Here is a 19,311-nt window from a genome sequence, read left to right on the forward strand (position 1 = left end):
GACGCGAAAAAGCTGACGCGGCCTTCAGTAACTCGTTGGTATCTCGAAGCTGGTGATTTTCGCGGCGTAGCCTGGCATTTTCGGCAGCCAAATCTTCAGGCACTGGTTCTGGGGTGCTTCCTGCACGGCGAGCAGGCTTAAGTCCATTGACGAGCTGTGTGCCATGAAACCCTCAACTTTGGAGCTACTGCCTGGCACGCGGCCTGCATCGACATGTTTTCCGCCAAGATGCGGTCTTCCACGAGACGGACCACGCGGTCCTTTGCATCCTGGTCAAATTTTCTTGGCATGTTCCAGATTTTCCCATCTACTCAACCGGAACAAAACCTGGGACACTTCATCCAGTTTGTCTATGGCCACCGAACCGAGTACTCGGTCAAGCGGATGTGTCACGTGTTAAAGCTCAATCGCTCCTCGTTCTATAAATGGCTCAATACCCGCGAAAAGCGCAGGTTAAAGATGTGTGCTGATGCTCTTATTGGCGCAAGAATCAAGACCATCTTCGATGATGAGCATGGGCTTTATGGTGCTAAACGCATCGCTGCAAGCCTCAACAACGATTCGGGCATTCGCCCAATCAATCACAAGAAGGTCGCACGCATCATGAAATCCATGGGGCTTAAAGGCTTTTCAAAACAGCGTCGATGCATCACCACTCGGCGTAAGCCTGGCGACCGAGCCATGCCAGATTTAGTAGGCCGCAAATTCACTGCGGACAGGCCCAACCACGTGTACGTAGGCGACATTACGTACCTGCCGTGTAAGGGCGGCAAGAATATGTACCTGGCCACAGTCATCGACGCCTACTTGCGCAAGCTCGTTGGCCATGCACTCGCGGATCGCATGCGGGTATCGCTGGTTATCGAAGCTTTGTCTCATGCTAGAAAGGTCCGCGGAAGCCTTACAGGGGCAATTTTCCATTCCGATTACGGCAGTGTTTACACATCGCAGGCATTTAGGGACCACTGCGCCCAGCTTGGTGTGTGCCAATCCATGGGAGCGGTGGGTACAAGTGCCGATAACGCCCTAGCAGAATCGTTTAACGCCGCTTTCAAGCGTGAAGTCCTGCGTGATCGGAAAGTCTTCGAAAGTCCAATCAGCTGCCGCCAGGAAGTCTTCCAGTGGTGCATACGCTACAACACGCGCAGACGACACTCCTGGTGCAACTTTCAAGCCCCCGATGACTTCGAAGCACTTAATTCAGCTACATTGAGCCAAGTAGCATAGCTACCCTCCGACGTGTCTACTTTCCGGGGGCAGGCCCCCGGAGAGCGTAATGACATCACTCATATGATCAGCATTAATGGCCTACCTAATAACGAAGCTGATGTCACTGCTGTGGCGGTCGATCCAAACAATCCAAACAACCTCTACTTCAGTGTTGAAGGTGACGAGGGACTCTACAAGCTCGATCTTTCGCCTATCAAGGATGATTCCAAGGACGCTGATGAGTTCAGCAATATCATGCGAAAGCTTCCTAATGGGTTCAATCAAGACTTGAAGTAAGAATCCTTACGTATTTAGCCCCGCTGTATCACTGCAGCGGGGTTGTTTCGTTTTTTGAATTGAAACTAGAGCTTTCGTGGTCTGCGTTTGCTTGACATGTTCGCCAAGGTAGTTCGGGATGGTGGAAGGTGAACAGATATATAAGATCACATAAAGGTACCGTAACAATAATGATTATCGGTTGTATTAGAGCTTTGGGTGTGGTGCACTAGCCGAGTCCATCAAGATTCGAGAAAGGCTTAAATATGAAGGCTATGAAGGCTTTGGGTGTAGTAGCACTACTATCGATTGGCGTCACGGCGAATGGTTTGGCAGCATCGCCAGCACATGCCACACCAGCAGAAACTGACTCTTACGAGCGCATCGCTCAGACGACGATTGAACTGCGTGAGAAAGAGCACATTGATCCGAAGGCTGAGACTCCAGACCATATCGTACAGCAAGTTTTAAATGAATCCGGCTCTGCAGGGGATAAAACAGGCCTTCGAGACTCCGGGGACAATTATGGAACCAACATCGGTAGGTATGAAGCGGCAGCCTGCGCGACCAATCCTTATGATTGTAAGCGCGCGAAATCAGCAATCAGGGACGCGGAACGTATTTCCTCGCAAACGTTTCCAAACAAAGTAACGAACGATAACATTCAGGACGCTGATAGGCATTGTGTATGGCAGGCGCTGACAACGATCCGGGCTAACGCAGATTTTGCACGAAAAATTGGCGATGCCCACGAAACAGACCATCCTGGTTCTCCTGAAGCTGGGCACATGGATCAAACAAACAATGCCATTGGTCGAGACATTGGATTGCGACACGAAGGAGATGAAGCGGGCGCCATCAATGAATGTCATGCGCAGGCTAAAAACGGTGGTCTGATCAAGATAAACTGATTGGTAAGGAATTTGTTGTGAAAGAAAGAACGATCATTCCGGGAATACTTTTTGGAATTGTCGTAGGCGTCGCAACCCTTTACGGCGGAGTGGTCCTGTCCACATGGCTTCCAATACCTTTCGTCTTCTATGGGCTACCTCTTCCTTCATTGGTGGTGTTGGGTGTATTAGCCATGTCTGTCTACATGTTGAAAAAGGGTCGGCTTAGCGACCGATCATGGCGTGCTTTTGCCTTCACATTCGCTGCGGCTTTCGTCGTATCAGCGTTCTTATGGGTGAGCACCATTTCTGGCTATGGAAACTTCGCATAGCCTATAGATATGGAACCACTGTAACCGCAGAAGAACCTATTTCCACTTAAGTTTCTGCGTATTTTGGAACTGCTAAGGACTCTCTATCGCTTTCCATTCGTTCCAGAGCCATTGCCAGAGTAACCATTAAACTGGACCGAATACCGCGACCATGCTCACGCCGAGGCTAAGCTAGAGCAAGCTGATGTACCAAGTAGACGCATCGACGACGTGTTGCCAAATGAAGTGTCCCAGGATCTGTTCCGTTTAAGTAGAAGAGAAAACCTTGGAAACCTCACCGCGCCAACATTAAATGTTGTCTAGTTCGCGAACCCCACAACTCAACAAATTCGGATATGCGGGCAAAACCCCGCTTCCTCCGTGGATATTTATCCGGAAGGAAGCGGGGTTGCAATGTGCCCCTGGTGAGACTCGAACTCACACTGGACGGGTTTTGAATCCGTTGCCTCTGCCAATTGGGCTACAGGGGCAATCAAAAGCGAGTGCCTTGACTGTTGGAAATACTAGCGCAGGGGTTGGCGCAATTCCTAATTGGGGTCCCTTTCCGGTGAAAAGTCCTGCTCAAGACGGTGGGCTTGGGCGGGGTATCGCCGTGTCCATTGTGTTGCCTAGTATGGGGCAGGTGACTTCAAATAAGACCCGCCTTTTGCTCATTGACGGCCATTCCATGGCATTTCGTGCCTTTTATGCCCTGCCGGTGGAAAACTTTTCTACCTCCGGCGGCCAGCACACCAACGCCGTGTATGGCTTTTTATCCATGCTGTCCAATATCGTCTCTGAGGAAAGGCCGGATGCTATCGCGGTTGCTTTTGACGTTGGCCGAAAGACTTTCCGCACGGAGATGTTCCCGGATTATAAGGCGCAGCGCGAGGCCGCACCGGAGGAATTTAAGGGCCAAGTAGATATCATTCGCGATACCTTAGAGACCTTGGGAATTACGACGCTCTCGCGTGAAAATTACGAGGCCGACGATATTTTGGCCACCCTAGCAACCCAGGCGCAAGACTACGAGACGCTGATTGTCACCGGTGACCGGGATTATCTGCAGCTGGTTACGGATTCGACCACGGTGCTCTATCCCATGAAGGGCGTATCCACGCTGCACCGGTTTACCCCAGAAGCCGTCGAGGATAAATACGGGCTTACCCCCGCGCAGTATCCCGACTTTGCTGCTCTGCGCGGCGACCCTTCCGATAACCTCCCCGGCATTCCCAAGGTGGGAGAAAAGACCGCCACCAAGTGGATAGTCAAGTACGGAGACTTGGCTTCCTTGGTAGAGCACGCCGAAGAAATCAACGGCGTGGTGGGAAATAACTTCCGCGAACGCATCGAGCAGGTGCAGATGAACCGGAAGCTCACCCAGATGATTACAGACATGGACTTAGATGTTGGTCCTGATGATCTGGCCTTTAGTGAAGCCAAGGTTGCCGATGTCGCCGCGAAGTTCGATGAGCTGGAGTTTGGTACCAACCTGCGCGACCGTGTCTTATCCGCCATCCCCAACGATGGTGCAGAGGCTGCTGAGCAAGCTGCGGACACCCCAGACGTAGAGCTCACTATCGATGACGCCTCCTTGAGCGAGTGGCTACCTGGCCGCGAGCACGTAGCCGTGTATGTGCAAGGCGAGGGCACCCCGGGCCAAGGCGATGCCTCTGCCATCGCATTTGTGGACCGCAACCACCACGGCTTGCAGGTAGAACTCGGGGAGCTTTCCGCCGATGAGGAAAAGGCCTTGGTCCAGTGGCTAGAATCGCCGGCCCCTAAGTATTTCCACGCCGCGAAGGCCGCGTTCCACATGCTGGCAGGGCGCGGGATTGAGCTCAACGGGCTTGCGCACGATACGGCCTTGGCGGCGTATATCCTGCGCCCAGGCCAGCGCACCTACGAGCTTTCCGATGTCTACCAGCGCCACCTTCAAAAATCCCTCGGCGCCGCCTCGGAGCAGATGTCGCTGCTCGATAGCTCCTCCCTGGTAGATCAGGCGGCGGCAATCATGGAGCTGGCGGAAAAACTCACCGCGGAACTGCAGGACATCGACTCTTTCGAGCTCTATACCGACCTGGAATTGCCGCTGGTGACCATCCTGGCACGCATGGAGGCTACGGGCATCGCGGTCGATGTCGATATTTTGGAAACCCAAAAGGATGCCTTCGTGGAGCAGGTGGCTGAACAAGAACGCTCCGCGCGCGAGCTTGCTGGCGATGACAAGCTCAATTTGAATTCGCCCAAGCAGCTGCAAAAGGTACTTTTTGAGACCTTCGATATGCCCAAGACGAAAAAGACAAAGACGGGCTATTCCACGGCCGCGAAGGAAATCGAGCAGCTGGCAATCAAGCACCCGCACCCGTTTTTGGATCACCTCCTGGCCCACCGCGAGTACCAAAAGATGAAGACCACGTTGGAGGGCCTTATTAAGACCGTCCAACCGGATGGGCGCATTCACACAACTTTTAACCAGACGGTGACCTCGACGGGACGTTTGTCCTCGACGGAGCCCAACCTGCAAAACATCCCGGTGCGCACGGAGGCCGGCCGACAAATTCGCTCGGCGTTTATCGTAGGCGAGGGATTTGAACAGCTAATGACCGCGGACTATTCGCAGATTGAAATGCGCGTTATGGCGCACCTTTCTGCAGATCCCGGGCTGATTGAGGCCTACAAGGCTGGCGAAGACCTGCACAATTTCGTCGGTTCTAGGGTCTTCGATGTGCCGGTCGATCAGGTGACTCCTGAGCTGCGCCGCCGCGTAAAGGCCATGTCTTATGGCTTGGTCTATGGCCTATCCGCATTTGGACTATCGCAGCAGCTGGGAATCCCTGCTGGTGAAGCCAAGTCCATTATGGAAAGCTACTTCGAGCGCTTTGGCGGCGTGAAGAAATACCTGGATGATGTCGTGGAGCAAGCCCGCAAGGATGGTTATACGGCCACGCTCTTTGGTCGCCGCCGCTACCTGCCAGAGCTCAACTCCGATAACCGGCTGGCCCGCGAAAACGCGGAACGCGCTGCGCTCAATGCCCCAATCCAGGGAACGGCCGCGGATATCATTAAGGTCGCGATGATTCGCGTGGACCGTGCGTTGCGCGATATGAAATCCCGTGTACTGCTCCAGGTGCACGATGAATTGGTGGTGGAGGTCGCCCCCGGCGAGGCGGATCAGGTGCGCGAGATTCTCGAGCGCGAGATGGATTCCGCCATCGAGTTGAACGTACCACTCGAAGTCTCAGCCGGCGCCGGCACGGATTGGGACGCCGCGGCCCACTAGTTCGATGATGATGCTTAACCGGCGTGAGCGCGCCCGCATGCGCTTGGCTGCCCAGGGGCTAACGGCCCAGCGCTGGCACACCGCCGCGGAAGCTGTCCAGGCCTTTGGCGTCATGCAGGGCCAGGACCTGCACTCGGTGCACCGGTCCTTGGCGCTGCGGGCACCGGATGAATCGGATAAGTCCGAGATCGTGCGCAGCTATGCCATGCGCAATACGTTGTTCGCCGCCTCAGTCAAGGATATGGGCTGGATAACCGAGCTGTGTGCGAAACCCCGGAAGGGCGATGACACGGTGCGAGAAGCCGTGCTGCAGCTTATCGATGCCCCAATAACGCGCGCAGAATTAAGAGTCCGCGCCGCTGAAGCCTTGCCCGAGTTGCCTTTCTGGCACGTAGTACGTATCGGCATGGAAAGCGGGCATGCGTGTTATGCGGGCGAAGAACAGCTCATTACTCCGGTCGAGCTAGACGGCATGGAGGCCCTTTTTAATGGCGACTCGGTGGCCGCCACGACGGAATTGATGACGCGCTATTTTCGCACCCATGGGCCGGCGACTGTGCAGGACTTTGCATGGTGGTCCAAGCTGCCCCGAAAGCTCATTCGTCCCGCAGCCGAGAATTTGCCGGATGACCTCATCCGGATAGGTAGGGAAGGCGAGGAGCTGGTCTCTGCAGAGGTCCTAGAGCTACCAGAGGTAAGAAGAAAGAAATCGGTGCTGCTTTTAGGAGCCTTTGATGAATATATCTTGGGCTACCAGGATCGGCTTTTTGCCATGTCAGCGGATATGCACCACGCGCTCGTTCCCGGAAACCAAGGAATTTTCCGCCGCGCCATCGTTATCGACGGCCAAGTGCGCGGCATGTGGAATAAGCAGGGGATTGAGGACTGGGGTATTCCCGCTTACGCGGCACGCCGCGTGGATCGCCAGTGGAAAGAGTGCTGAGAAGTGCGTGAAGCAGAATAGGATTTTAAAGTAATTTCATGGAGTTTCTCGGAAAACGTATTAGGTGGAAGTCTCGCCCCTTCGTCTTGCGCTTTTTTGAGACTACGTGGGCAGTCATGGTCGCATACCCGGCGGGACAAATTGCTGAGAGCGGCTTAAAAGAAGCAGTAAGCAGCGATAAATCTTACTTCATTTTCTATGCGGTTATAACTTTTGGGTTTTTCCTTTCTGCTGGCAACGCCGCCAGAGAAGGCGAGAACCCGTGGCGCTACCGAATTCAGGCGGCCGGTGTAATGATCGCGGTTACTGTCATTGCCGTGGCCTTCCCGTATTCGTGGGTATTTGCGCTCATTACTATTGCTGCCGTGGTGTACTACCTCTGGCCGCGCATCGCTGTGGAATCCTCCTGAGGTCGCTTTTCCACTAGGCAGCCGACCAAGAGGTCAAAGGGTGTTTGGCCGATGGCTAAAACAGAAAGGCCTAGAATCGCAAGGATAATGCCGTCGATGTTCCAGCCGGTAAGCGTCAGGGGCGTGAGCAGCAGCCATGAATTGCGCAGGCATGCGGTGGCAAACGGCGAGCGGGCCGGGATGATTTCGAGCTGCATCGACCATTTGCCCAGGGACGTATACTTTTTCGTTTCCACCCACACGCGGTAGATATAAAAGATCACGGCGAGGGCGACCGCCTCGTATATTTCTTCGGAGCGGCCGGATAAGGGGGTACCGGCAATAGCATTAATCACCCACCGCACCACGGTGACGATGGCGGCCACGAGAAAGGCGTCGATCCACCAAGCCACGGCGCGGCGCAGGAAAATTCCCAGTCTTTCGGCAATCATGTTCTCCACGTTAGCTGTAGGCGCGGCAGATGAAAATCATGCTGCCAGGGAAAATTTCCCCGCGCTGCCTAGACCACTGACCCCAGGTGGTATCTAAGCCTTCGGGCCATTCCGGTTCGATGATGTCCTCGATGAGGAATGGTCCGCGACCTTGGAGCGCGCGGAACCAATCGCTGATGGTGCGGTGAAATTCGGCGTAGGTGAGCGTCCCAGCGGAATCGTGTTCCAGATAAGCGCGGTCGAAGTAACTTATCTCAGCGGTGAGGCTAGTGGGATCATCGGGGAAGATCCAGCGCATTGGGTGGGTCACGGAAAATACGAAGCGCCCACCTGGGCGCACAACGCGGGCAACTTCCGCGAGCGCGGCATCGAGATCAGCGAGGAAGGGGAATGCGCCGAATGCAGAGAATGCCACGTCAAAGGAGTCGGTGGCGTAGGGCAGTGCCAGCGCATCGGCTTGGATGAGCGCCAACCCGGGATCTGCGTGGGCGAGCATTCCGCGGGAAATATTGCAGCCGGTGGCAAAGCGGGCGCGGGTGCTGAGCCACTGGGTGCAGGCGGCAGAACCGCAGCCGATTTCGAGGACGGCGGCAGAGGAGACATCGCCAAGCAGCTGCGCATCGGCCTCGTGCAGCATCTCTGGGCACCAATAAAAAGAGGAAAGGTACTCGGGGTGCTCGGCATGGTAGTTGGCCGCATCACCGTCCCAGTGGGATTGATTGGCGTGAGAAGGCGAAGTCACTGGGGTGGGTTACCTTTCTGGTTGGCGTGCAATATTTGCCGTATAAGCTGGACAGATGTAGGCTCTTACAAGCATGTCTATGCCACGGGTTGTTGCAGGCTATTGTAGGAAAGCTTGGGGCAATCACGCGGCGGGATCGAATGTGGCCTCTATCTCCTGTATTTGTGCAGCGCAGATGGGCTTTTAATTCGAGAGACACGCAGTTGTCCACGAACGATTTCCTACATTTATTCGGAGCATTTTTACAATATGCCATCTTCTACTACCCCTCAGGTTGCGATCAACGATATCGGAACCGCAGAGGACTTCCTCGCAGCTGTAGACGCCACCATCAAGTACTTCAACGATGGTGACATTGTCGGGGGTACCGTCGTCAAGGTTGACCACGACGAGGTACTGCTGGACATCGGATACAAGACCGAAGGCGTTATCCCTTCCCGCGAGCTGTCCATCAAGCACGACGTCAACCCCGACGAAGTTGTCGAGGTCGGCGATGAGGTTGACGCGCTTGTCCTGACCAAGGAGGACAAGGAAGGCCGCCTGATCCTGTCCAAGAAGCGCGCACAGTACGAGCGTGCTTGGGGCGCCATCGAGGAGCTGCAGGCCAAGGAAGAGCCGGTTACCGGTACCGTCATCGAGGTTGTCAAGGGTGGTCTCATCCTGGACATCGGCCTGCGCGGCTTCCTGCCTGCTTCCCTCGTTGAGATGCGTCGCGTCCGCGACCTGGAGCCCTACATTGGCCAGGAGCTGGAAGCTAAGATCATCGAGCTGGACAAGCAGCGCAACAACGTTGTCCTGTCCCGCCGTGCATACCTGGAGCAGACCCAGTCTGAGGTCCGTTCCGAGTTCCTGCACCAGCTGCAGAAGGGTCAGGTCCGCAAGGGCGTTGTCTCTTCCATCGTCAACTTCGGCGCCTTCGTCGATCTTGGCGGCGTCGACGGCCTGGTTCACGTGTCTGAGCTGTCCTGGAAGCACATCGACCACCCATCTGAGGTTGTCACCGTTGGTGACGAGGTAACCGTTGAGGTTCTGGACGTTGATCTGGACCGCGAGCGCGTTTCCCTGTCCCTGAAGGCAACCCAGGAAGACCCATGGCGCGTCTTCGCCCGCACCCACGCTGTGGGCCAGATCGTTCCGGGCAAGGTCACCAAGCTCGTTCCGTTCGGTGCGTTCGTTCGCGTCGAGGAAGGCATCGAGGGCCTGGTTCACATCTCCGAGCTGGCTCAGCGCCACGTCGAGGTTCCGGACCAGGTTGTCACCGTTGGCCAGGAAGTTATGGTCAAGGTTATCGACATCGACCTCGAGCGTCGTCGTATCTCCTTGTCCGTCAAGCAGGCTGACGAGGACTACTCCGAAGAGTTCGATCCGTCCAAGTACGGCATGGCTGACTCCTACGACGAGCAGGGCAACTACGTGTTCCCAGAAGGCTTCGACCCGGACACCAACGAGTGGAAGGAAGGCTTCGACGAGCAGCGTCAGGCTTGGGAGGCACGCTACGCAGAATCCGAGCGCCGCTTCAACCTGCACACCGCTCAGATCGAGCGCAACCGCGCTGCAGCCGCAGAGGCTGCAGAGTCCGCTGAAGCATCCTCCAACTACTCTTCTGACTCCTCCGATGCAGCTCCGGCATCGGAGACTCAGGCAGAGTCCGGCGGATCCTTGGCTTCTGACGAGCAGCTCGCCGCACTGCGAGACAAGCTCGCCGGCAACTAAGACGCCTTTGGAGCTTAGGGTGAGATAGTCCCTAACTCCACGCAGCTGCACTAGCCGCGTCCTTCTCCTTTAGGGAGACAGGACGCGGCTTTGTGAGTTTTATGACAGTATATGCAAACGATTGCCCGGTATTTTTCGTTTGCGGGTTCTTGACCTGCGGCAAAGCAAAGGCGCCTGCAAAAAAGACAACTATCCCCACTTAAGACCACTAAATTGGGCTTTTGTTTGTGTTGCCTCTCACTTATAATCCAAGTGTGACGTAATAGCCAGTTGAGTACTGACTATTGTTTTGTCTTTATGCAAGGAGTTTGAAGTGGCATCTGTGAAGGACACTTCCACACACATCATCGATAGCTTGGGCGGCGCCGATAACATCACGTCGCTGACGCACTGTGCGACGCGCCTGCGTTTTCAACTCGCTGATGTGGGGAAAGTAGATCAGGAAAAGCTGGAAAGCGATACGGCCGTTCTCGGTTCCGTCACGCAGGGTACGCATGGCTACCAAGTAGTCATGGGTGGCGGCGTGGCCAACTACTACGGCGAAATCATCAAGGACCCTGGGGTAAACCCGCCGGATGAGGAGGGCTCCTCATCCAAGAAGAACTACGACGGCGTGCGCGGTAAGTACGACTGGATCGACTACTGCTTCGAGTTCCTCTCTGATACCTTCCGCCCGATTCTGTGGGCGCTGCTTGGTGCCTCCCTCATCATCACGCTGCTGGTGCTGGCGGATACCATTGGCATCCAAGACTTCCGCGCGCCGTTGGAAGAACAGCCTGAGGGCTACCGCTTGGCCCACGCGATGTTCCAGTCGGTCTTCTACTTCTTGCCGGTGATGGTGGGTGCTACCGCCGCGCAGAAGCTGGGTGCGAATATGTGGGTCTCGGCCGCCATCCCGGCCGCTTTGCTCACGCCGGAATTCATGTCCCTGGGTGAACAGGGCGATACCGTCAACGTCTTCGGCCTGCCGCTGGTGATTAACTCTTACGGCTCCCAGGTATTCCCACCGATCTTGGCGGCCATCGGCCTGTTCTGGGTGGAAAAGGGCTTGAAGAAGATCATCCCGAGCGCCGTACACATGGTCTTCGTGCCGTTCTTCTCGCTGCTCATCATGATTCCGGCTACGGCCTTCCTGCTCGGCCCATTCGGCATCGGCGTGGGCAATGGCATCTCTTGGGTACTGTTCCAGATCAATGACTTCTCGCCGTTCATCTTGGCCATTGTCATTCCGCTGCTGTACCCATTCCTGGTGCCCATGGGCCTGCACTGGCCGCTCAACGTGATCATGATTCAAAACATCACCACCTACGGCTACGACTTCATCCAAGGCCCCATGGGTGCGTGGAACTTTGCCTGCTTCGGCGTCACCGGCGCCGTGATGGTCATCTCCATGAAGGAGAAGAACAACTCCATGCGCCAGGTTTCCGTCGGTGCATTCGCGGCCGGCATGCTCGGCGGTATTTCGGAGCCGTCCCTCTACGGCATCTTGCTCCGCTTCCGCCGCACCTACTACCGCCTGCTGCCGGGTTGTGCCATTGGTGGTGCGGTCATGGGGCTTTTCGATGTCCGCGCTAACGCCTTCGTCTTTACCTCCATCTTGACCACCTCAGCCATGACCCCGCCGGTGGGCTACATCATCGGCATCGCCGTGGCATTCTTCACCTCCTTCTCCCTCACGCTGCTGTTTGGCTACCGCACCGCAGAGGAAAAGCAAGCCGATCTTGAGCGCATCGCCCGCGAAAATAACGAGACTGTGGAAGAGGTTGCTAGCCGCTCCGAGTCCCGCATCATCGGCGGATCCGATGATGAGTCCGACGGTTCCGAGAATGCACAGGCTGCAGGGGTTGCTGCTGCCACCGGAATCGCCACCAAGGAAGCAGAACAGGCAATCATCAAGCTGGACTCTCCTCTGGAGGGCGAGGCCGTGGACCTGTCTGAGGTACCGGATCCCATCTTTGCCGGCGCCAAGCTTGGGCCGGGCGCTGCCGTGAAGCCAACCGGCAATACCGTCTACGCGCCTGCCGATGGTACCGTGCTCACCGTCCAAAAGTCCGGCCACGCGATCGGTCTGAACCTGGATAACGGCGTACAGCTGCTCATCCATGTTGGCCTAGACACCGTGGAACTGGGCGGCGAGGGATTTGATGTCCACGTGGAAAAGAAGCAGCGCGTTTCCGCTGGCGATAAGCTCATCAGCTTTGACGCAGACTTCATCAAGTCCAAGGACTACAACCTGATTACCCCGGTCGTTGTTACTAACGCCAAGAAATTTGGTTCCGTGAGCGGCGCTACCGGCGCTGTCACCCCAAGCGATGAACTCTTGCAGGTTCATCCAAAGCCGGAAGAAGAACTCGAGTCCTAAAGGCACTCTTAAATTCCGCAGCAAGGAGCCCAGGCAGTCGTGCCGGGCTCCTTTTCGCGTACCCTGGTGTCTTATGAAGCTAATCGGATTAACCGGGGGAATCGGCAGCGGGAAATCTACGGTAGCGAAGCTGTGCGCCCAGCGCGGCTGGCGGGTGGTGGATGCAGATTGTATTGCCCGGGACATCGTCAAGCCTGGCCAACCGGCCTTGGCCGAGCTAGCGGAGAAATTCGGCGAGGACATCCTGCAGGAAGACGGCAGCCTCGACCGCAAGGAACTTGCCCGCCGCGCGTTCGTGGACAAGGAGCACACCGAGCTTCTCAATTCGATTACCCACCCGCGCATCCAAGAAGAGACCCAGCGGCGATTCGCCGCCGCGCGCGAAGAAGGCGTTGATTTTACGGTCTATGACATGCCGTTGCTGGTTGATAATGGGCTTGACGGGGATATGGATTTTGTCATCGTCGTTGACGTGGATCCAGAAGAGAGGGTGCGTCGCCTCGTGGAGTTCCGCGGACTCGATGAGGCAGACGCGCGCAAAAGGATTAACGCCCAGATTTCTGATGACAAGCGCCTTGCAGCAGCAAGCCATGTCATTGACAATAACGGCACGCAGGAACAATTGGCAGAGCGCGCGGCTGAGGTCTGCGATGAGATCGAAGCGGCGTCTTCTTAACCTTAACCTTTTTGGTAAGTAGCGTTAACGCATTTTCCTATTAACGTTTACTTTTGGCCCCTACACTATTTGAGCGTGGGAACTTGGGGCACTGGACCATTCGATAATCACGCGGCGCGAGACGTACTCGATAGCCTGCGGGATGGTTCTTTTGATCTCCGGCACTTTCAGCGCTCGTGCGGCACTGGAGTCCTCGATTCCGATGAAGCCGAAGCGGTTATCGCATTAGGTGCGCTGACGAAGCTGCCTGCCGATGGCCTGCCAGACGGCGTAGCCCCTCGGGATTTGGCGTACCTATATACCCCGCAATCTAAGGCGTGGCTGCGCCGACGCATCAACCAAGCGATGCGCTCTGATTCCTCGTCGGTCTACGCGCTATGGGAACCGACAGGGGAGCTCGACCAGTGGTTGCACACCGCCCAGGCTGCGCTGCCGTGAAATGGCTAGCAGGAGCGTCCAAGCAGTAGAATAGCGGGCATGGCTTTTGCTGCTGAACACCCCCTTATTCCAAATTCTGAACACCGCGTCGTCGGCGAGGTAGAACGCACCCCCGGCAAGTTTCAAGTCGTTTCTGAATATGAACCCGCAGGTGACCAGCCTGCGGCCATCAAGGAACTTGATGAGCGCCTCAACCGCGACGAGCGCGACGTTGTGCTCATGGGCGCAACCGGTACTGGTAAATCCGCGACGGCCGCGTGGCTGATTGAAAAGCAGCAGCGACCCACGCTCGTCATGGCGCCCAATAAAACCTTGGCCGCACAGCTGGCCAATGAGCTGCGCCAATTATTGCCCAATAACGCGGTGGAATACTTCGTCTCCTATTACGATTACTATCAGCCAGAAGCCTATATCGCGCAGACCGATACCTATATCGAAAAAGACTCCTCCATTAATGAGGACGTCGAGCGCCTGCGCCACTCGGCCACCTCTGGGCTGCTCTCGCGGCGCGATGTTGTGGTGGTCTCCTCGGTCTCGTGTATCTACGGCTTGGGTACCCCGCAATCCTATTTGGATCGCTCGGTGATTATCGCCGTCGACGAGGAGCTCGATAGGGACCGTTTCTTAAGGCTGTTAGTAGATATCCAATATGAGCGCAACGATGTGGGTTTTACCCGCGGTACCTTCCGCGTCAAGGGCGATACGGTCGATATCATTCCGGCGTACGAGGAGCGCGCGGTGCGCATTGAGTTTTTCGGCGATGATATCGACTCGCTGTACTATATCCACCCGGTAACCGGTGACGTTATCGAACAGGTCGATGAAGTGCGCATTTTCCCCGCCACGCACTACGTGGCCGGCCCAGAGCGCATGGAAAAGGCCGTGGCCGATATCAAGGAAGAATTGGCTGAGCGCCTCGAGGATCTAGAAAACCGCGGCAAGCTCCTAGAAGCGCAGCGGCTGCGCATGCGCACGGAATATGACCTAGAGATGATCGAGCAGGTGGGGTTCTGCTCCGGCATTGAGAACTACTCCCGCCACGTGGATGGCCGCCCGGCGGGGTCCGCGCCAGCCACGCTCTTGGACTATTTCCCAGAGGACTTTCTTACCATCATCGATGAGTCCCACGTGACCGTGCCACAGATCGGCGGCATGTACGAAGGAGATATGTCGCGCAAGCGAAACCTGGTGGAATTTGGCTTCCGCCTGCCCTCCGCGGTGGACAACCGGCCACTGACCTTCGATGAGTTTGAAGAGCGCGTTGGTCAAACCGTCTATATGTCCGCCACCCCTGGCGATTTCGAAATGACCTCCTCCGGCGGCGAGTTTGTCGAGCAGGTCATTCGCCCGACCGGCCTGGTCGATCCCAAGGTCACGGTGAAACCGACCAAGGGCCAGATTGATGACCTCATTGATGAAGTCCGCGGCCGCATCGCCTCTCAGGAGCGCGTATTGGTGACCACCTTGACCAAGCGCATGGCAGAAGACCTAACGGATTACCTCTTGGAGCAGGGGATTAAGGTCCGCTACCTGCACTCGGATATCGATACGCTGCAGCGCGTGGAGCTGCTGCGCCAATTGCGGCAGGGCGAATTCGACGTGCTCGTGGGCATCAACCTCTTGCGCGAGGGCTTGGACTTGCCCGAGGTCTCGCTCGTAGCCATCCTCGATGCGGATAAGGAAGGCTTCTTGCGCTCGACGACGTCGCTCATCCAGACCATCGGCCGCGCCGCGCGTAACGTATCGGGCGAGGTCATCATGTACGCGGATAAAATCACCGACTCGATGCAAGAAGCCATCGATGAAACGGAGCGCCGCCGCGAGAAGCAGATTGCCTATAACAAGGAACACGGTGTGGATCCGCAGCCGCTGCGCAAGAAGATCGCGGATATCTTGGACCAGGTCTATGAGAACAATGGGGAGGAGGCCGCCGAGTCGGATCCTTCAGCGGTGGTGGAAAAGCGCGACGTGTCCAGCATGGCCACCGATGAGGTTGAGGCGCTCATCAATGACCTGCAGGCACAGATGGGCACTGCCGCGCGCGAACTGAAATTCGAGTTGGCCGGCCGGCTGCGCGATGAGATTGCGGATTTGAAGAAAGAACTGCGCGGGCTGAAGGAAGCCGGAATCTAGCGGCGTGCGCGCCGTCCTGGTAACGCTCTCCCCCTAAAAGTGCGCACTACTGCAACGATCGGCTTATTGGTCCGGCGCCCTGACTATACTGGGGGCGACTAAAAGCCGGTTCATTGTGCCGACCTAGTACTTCACCAGCAAGGAGAATCATGCTTACGTATCACACCATCGCCGTCGGTACTGATGGCTCCGAAACTTCCCTGCGCGCCGTGCGCTCGGCGGCATCCATGGCGCGGGCATACGATGCCAAGCTCATCATCGTCTCCGCAGCCTATAACCATTCTGGCTCCATGCTCGGCGCCCCCAGCGGTGAGGGCTCCAGGCTACCGGTGGTCAGCGAAGAAATGGCCGATACCTACCTCACGAACGCGCAGCGGATTGCTGAGTCCGAAGGGGCAGAAAACATTGAGGTGGTCACCACCCCCGGTGACCCCGTCAACGCCTTAATCGAGGTCACGGAGAAATCCGACGTTGAGCTCTTGGTCGTGGGCAATCGCGGCGTTAATTCCGTGCGCGGGCGCGTTTTTGGCTCGGTGCCAACTGAACTTACCCATAAATCCAAGGTGGATGTCGTGGTGGTTAACACGAGTGAAAAACGTTAATCACTTTTCATTGTTAGACTTGCAGTAACGCCAAGTTGGCACACTAGAATAGTTAGGGTACACACCCACAAAGAAAGGTCATCATGAGCGACTACAGCACGATTGTTGTCGGTACTGACGGTTCCAAGTCCTCCCTCCTCGCCGTGGAGCGAGCAGCCAAGATTGCCGCTGCATTCGATGCCACGCTGATCATCGGTTGTGCTTACTACGAGAATCAAGAGCAGGCTTCGAAGACCTTGCGTCAGGATTCCGTCACTATTCTTGGTGATGAGAAAGCCGAAGCCAACCTGCAGGCAGGCAAGGAAGAAGCGGAAAAGCACGGGGTTTCCAAGGTAGAAACCGCCGTCCGCCCTGGCACGCCGGTGCAAGCCCTGATGTCCATTGTCAATGACAATGATGCAGATCTGCTCATCGTTGGTAACCGCGGCATTAATTCCCTGACCGGTCGTCTGCTCGGCTCGGTGCCAGCGGATGTGGCGCGTCAGTCCGATTGTGACGTCATGATTGTTCACACCGTCAATTAATCTAGGCTTTCGCCTGACCGGCTTTCGCCTTACCCACCGCGGCGAGTCCACCTCTGGATTCGCGCGGTGGGTTTGTGATCCCAGCGGGCTAAAGCACGCCGGCAGTATCTCCTACAAGGGTCAGCGTTTGCGTGGCCCGGGTGATGCAGACGTACAGATTCTGCAGCCCCTGCGGGGAGGCATCGACAATCTCGCGCGGGTGAAGCACGATAACGTGGTCGAACTCGAGGCCCTTGACTGCTTCGGCGTTCGTGGAATCAATGACCGCGGTCAGGCGGCCATCGTCCTCGGTGGTAATGCCGGGGGTGAAGTCGGCATCGGCAAGCCAGCGCACCGGCTCGCCATCGCGAATGGCAATGGCCGGGGTGGCATCCGGATCGATGGAGGCCAATAGGCCATTAGCAAGCTCGGTAATGGGCTCAGGTGTGCGGTAGTTGACGGTAAGGAGGTGGTGGCGGAAGCGCTGGGCGATGAACGGCTCCAAGGCCTCGCCCCAGTCATCCACGCCGGCCGGGGAACCGGTCTGCGAGGTATCGCCCACCAGCGTCATCCAGCGCGACGGGCAGCGGCGGAAGAGCATCCGCCATTCCATCGGGGTAAGTTCCTGCGCTTCGTCCACGATGATGTGGCCAAAGGCCCACGTGTGATCCTCCCGGGCACGCTGCGCGGTGGTGCGCGTATCCCGCACCTCCTGGCGCTGCGCCAGGGTTTCCGCGTCGATCACGTCGTGCGCCGAGAGGATTTCCGCCTCAAACATGTCATCGTCGTTATCGGTGGATTCAGAAGATGACAGGATATCCAACGCATCTTCTGCATCCGCGATCTGCTCGCGCCACTCGGCGTCTTTGGCCGCCTTCTTCTCCTCAGGACTGGGCAGCCCGATGAGGACGGCCAACTCATCCAATAGGGCAGCATCGGAATCGGTCCAACCGTAGCCATCTGCGCGGTACAAGGCGGCTTGGGTCTCCTCATCGTATCCACGGGCAGCCGAGGTAATGCGTTCGCGGGACGACAATAATGCGGCGAGGACCTCAGAGGGATCAAGCTGGGGCCAAAAATCATCGATGCAGCTGACCACGGACTCATCAATGGCAAGATCGTCGTGGAATTGGTCCACATCCGCGCGGCTTAAGAGGTTTTCCCCGCCCAGCGGATCGGTGCCAACCTTGGTGGCCATCTCCTGTGCCAGGTCCTCCACGAAGTGCTCGATGAATGCCTCGCGCGCCTGGTTATGCGGCTTGCGTGAGCGGCGGGCGCGGGTGCGCGCCTTCTTCACCATGGATGGAGTGATGGTCAGGGTCAGGCCATCCACGGTGATGTCCCGAGCCTCATTCGGCACCTGCTGATAATCCTTGACTGCAGCGCTCAGGATTTCCGCCATGGCCTCGCTGCCTTTAATTTCGCGGCCCACAAGACCCTCGGTATGGGTGGGTGTAATGCCGGGGAATAGCCCACCGATGGTGGAGAGCACGACGCCGGTTTCACCGAGTTCTGGCAGGACGCGGGAAATATAGTCCAAAAAATTAGTATTGGGTCCAACGATGAGTACACCGGTGGAAGATAGCAGTTCGCGGTGGGTATAGAGCAGGTAGGCAACGCGGTGCAGCGCGACGGCAGTCTTGCCGGTGCCGGGACCGCCTTCTACCACCATCACGCCGCGGGCATTATCCCGGATGATTTCGTCCTGCTCGCGCTGAATGGTTTCCACGATGGACGTCATGTGTCCCGTGCGGGCGCGTTGCATGGCAAAGTACAGGGCAGACTCGCTCGCCACGCCCGCTTCCTCCTCGCGCACGCCTGGGCCGTTTAATGCCTCGTCATTGACATCAGTGACCGTGCGGCCGGACATACGGATCTGGCGGCGCGTGTGTACACCTTCAGGCTGTGCGGTAGTGGCGAGATAAAAGGGGCGGGCCATGGGGGCGCGCCAGTCCAGAAGGAGGGTGCGATAGTTTTCTTCGCGCGCATCCAAACCCATGCGGCCGATATAGCGGCGGTCCAGTCCCTCATCAGTTGGGTTATCGCCGGGAGCATCGATATCGATACGGCCAAAGACGAGCCCCATCTGTGCGACGTTGAGGCGGTCTAACTTGGCTTGGAGGCCGTGGTATTCCGTTTCGCGGCGCACTAGGGCATCGGCATCGGGGGTTGCAGGGTCGACCTCGGCCTGGACTTCGTTCAAGCGTGCATTAGCCGCGGCCACCTCATCATCGAGGCGGTCAAAAAGGCCATCGACGTAGTTCTGCTCGGCTTCGATGCCGGAAATTCCAGCGTTATCCGCGCGGCGGGATGAAGATGCGTTAGCGGGAGAATGAGTGGCTGGAGAATTCTTCGGTGCAGAGTTCACAAGACTCCTCAGAATGAAACA

17 protein-coding genes, 1 tRNA gene and 1 pseudogene are annotated in these 19,311 nt (G+C 56.8%); 14 read left to right on the forward strand and 5 right to left on the reverse strand.

The features are described 5' to 3' along the window. Positions 1-137: 137 nt before the first annotated feature. A pseudogene (locus ABRP88_RS04305) lies at positions 138-336 on the reverse strand (hypothetical protein). On the opposite strand from ABRP88_RS04305, the gene ABRP88_RS04310 reads away from it, so the two are divergent. The 4 genes from ABRP88_RS04310 (at position 289) to ABRP88_RS04325 (ending at position 2,707) form a co-directional block, all read left to right on the forward strand. Further along, a complete protein-coding gene (locus tag ABRP88_RS04310; RefSeq protein ID WP_502879853.1) occupies positions 289-1,227 on the forward strand; it encodes an IS3 family transposase in 939 nt (312 codons plus the stop codon). The pseudogene ABRP88_RS04305 and the gene ABRP88_RS04310 overlap by 48 nt on opposite strands. A gap of 12 nt (positions 1,228-1,239) precedes the next feature. Further along, positions 1,240-1,506: a hypothetical protein gene (locus tag ABRP88_RS04315; RefSeq protein ID WP_023017869.1), complete on the forward strand. Its 267-nt coding sequence runs from the start codon at positions 1,240-1,242 to the stop codon at positions 1,504-1,506. 245 nt (positions 1,507-1,751) lie between these two features. Beyond that, complete coding sequence (locus ABRP88_RS04320) at positions 1,752-2,396, forward strand: DUF6973 domain-containing protein (RefSeq protein ID WP_349836318.1); 645 nt, start codon at positions 1,752-1,754, stop codon at positions 2,394-2,396. A 17-nt stretch (positions 2,397-2,413) separates the two neighbouring features. Further along, on the forward strand, positions 2,414-2,707 hold the full coding sequence (locus tag ABRP88_RS04325) for a hypothetical protein (protein WP_023017871.1): 294 nt from the start codon (positions 2,414-2,416) through the stop codon (positions 2,705-2,707). Between the two features lie 396 nt (positions 2,708-3,103). Here the strand turns inward: ABRP88_RS04325 and ABRP88_RS04330 are convergent. After that, positions 3,104-3,177 (reverse strand) — tRNA-Leu (locus tag ABRP88_RS04330). 143 nt (positions 3,178-3,320) lie between these two features. Between ABRP88_RS04330 and polA the strand changes: the two genes are divergently transcribed. Genes polA through ABRP88_RS04345 form a run of 3 tightly spaced genes read left to right on the forward strand, consistent with a single transcriptional unit; the run spans position 3,321 to position 7,322 of the window. Further along, positions 3,321-5,969, forward strand: coding sequence for a DNA polymerase I (polA, locus tag ABRP88_RS04335; RefSeq protein ID WP_284853748.1), 2,649 nt, complete (start codon positions 3,321-3,323; stop codon positions 5,967-5,969). A 4-nt stretch (positions 5,970-5,973) separates the two neighbouring features. Next, the gene (locus ABRP88_RS04340) at positions 5,974-6,912 is read left to right on the forward strand and encodes a DNA glycosylase AlkZ-like family protein (protein WP_349836320.1); all 939 of its coding nucleotides are present in this window, start codon (positions 5,974-5,976) and stop codon (positions 6,910-6,912) included. Positions 6,913-6,950: 38 nt separating this feature from the next. Beyond that, positions 6,951-7,322: a hypothetical protein gene (locus ABRP88_RS04345; RefSeq protein WP_284853746.1), complete on the forward strand. Its 372-nt coding sequence runs from the start codon at positions 6,951-6,953 to the stop codon at positions 7,320-7,322. Here the strand turns inward: ABRP88_RS04345 and ABRP88_RS04350 are convergent. After that, positions 7,286-7,753, reverse strand: a complete 468-nt coding sequence (locus ABRP88_RS04350; protein ID WP_284853745.1) for an RDD family protein — start codon at positions 7,751-7,753, stop codon at positions 7,286-7,288. The genes ABRP88_RS04345 and ABRP88_RS04350 overlap by 37 nt on opposite strands. A 10-nt stretch (positions 7,754-7,763) precedes the next feature. Continuing rightward, on the reverse strand, positions 7,764-8,495 hold the full coding sequence (locus ABRP88_RS04355; RefSeq protein WP_349836322.1) for a class I SAM-dependent methyltransferase: 732 nt from the start codon (positions 8,493-8,495) through the stop codon (positions 7,764-7,766). 249 nt (positions 8,496-8,744) lie between these two features. On the opposite strand from ABRP88_RS04355, the gene rpsA reads away from it, so the two are divergent. The 7 genes from rpsA to ABRP88_RS04390 all read left to right on the forward strand — a co-directional run bounded on the left by rpsA (position 8,745) and on the right by ABRP88_RS04390 (position 16,943). Then, the gene (gene rpsA, locus ABRP88_RS04360) at positions 8,745-10,208 is read left to right on the forward strand and encodes a 30S ribosomal protein S1 (protein WP_239269876.1); all 1,464 of its coding nucleotides are present in this window, start codon (positions 8,745-8,747) and stop codon (positions 10,206-10,208) included. A 313-nt stretch (positions 10,209-10,521) separates the two neighbouring features. Further along, the gene (locus ABRP88_RS04365; RefSeq protein WP_296088574.1) at positions 10,522-12,570 is read left to right on the forward strand and encodes a glucose PTS transporter subunit IIA; all 2,049 of its coding nucleotides are present in this window, start codon (positions 10,522-10,524) and stop codon (positions 12,568-12,570) included. A gap of 73 nt (positions 12,571-12,643) precedes the next feature. Continuing rightward, on the forward strand, positions 12,644-13,246 hold the full coding sequence (gene coaE, locus ABRP88_RS04370; protein ID WP_284851541.1) for a dephospho-CoA kinase: 603 nt from the start codon (positions 12,644-12,646) through the stop codon (positions 13,244-13,246). 75 nt (positions 13,247-13,321) lie between these two features. Further along, the gene (locus ABRP88_RS04375; protein ID WP_349836325.1) at positions 13,322-13,684 is read left to right on the forward strand and encodes a DUF4259 domain-containing protein; all 363 of its coding nucleotides are present in this window, start codon (positions 13,322-13,324) and stop codon (positions 13,682-13,684) included. 39 nt (positions 13,685-13,723) lie between these two features. Continuing rightward, the gene (uvrB, locus tag ABRP88_RS04380; RefSeq protein ID WP_349836327.1) at positions 13,724-15,817 is read left to right on the forward strand and encodes an excinuclease ABC subunit UvrB; all 2,094 of its coding nucleotides are present in this window, start codon (positions 13,724-13,726) and stop codon (positions 15,815-15,817) included. A 149-nt stretch (positions 15,818-15,966) separates the two neighbouring features. Beyond that, positions 15,967-16,419: a universal stress protein gene (locus ABRP88_RS04385; RefSeq protein ID WP_349836328.1), complete on the forward strand. Its 453-nt coding sequence runs from the start codon at positions 15,967-15,969 to the stop codon at positions 16,417-16,419. A gap of 83 nt (positions 16,420-16,502) precedes the next feature. Continuing rightward, complete coding sequence (locus ABRP88_RS04390) at positions 16,503-16,943, forward strand: universal stress protein (RefSeq protein ID WP_005282685.1); 441 nt, start codon at positions 16,503-16,505, stop codon at positions 16,941-16,943. 88 nt (positions 16,944-17,031) lie between these two features. Here ABRP88_RS04390 and ABRP88_RS04395 read toward each other — a convergent pair whose 3' ends face one another. Then, on the reverse strand, positions 17,032-19,290 hold the full coding sequence (locus ABRP88_RS04395; protein ID WP_349836329.1) for a HelD family protein: 2,259 nt from the start codon (positions 19,288-19,290) through the stop codon (positions 17,032-17,034). Between the last annotated feature and the right edge of the window lie 21 nt (positions 19,291-19,311).

It is taken from the genome of Corynebacterium sp. KPL2734 (genome assembly GCF_040225595.1).
GTDB classification, from domain to species: domain Bacteria; phylum Actinomycetota; class Actinomycetes; order Mycobacteriales; family Mycobacteriaceae; genus Corynebacterium; species Corynebacterium rhinophilum.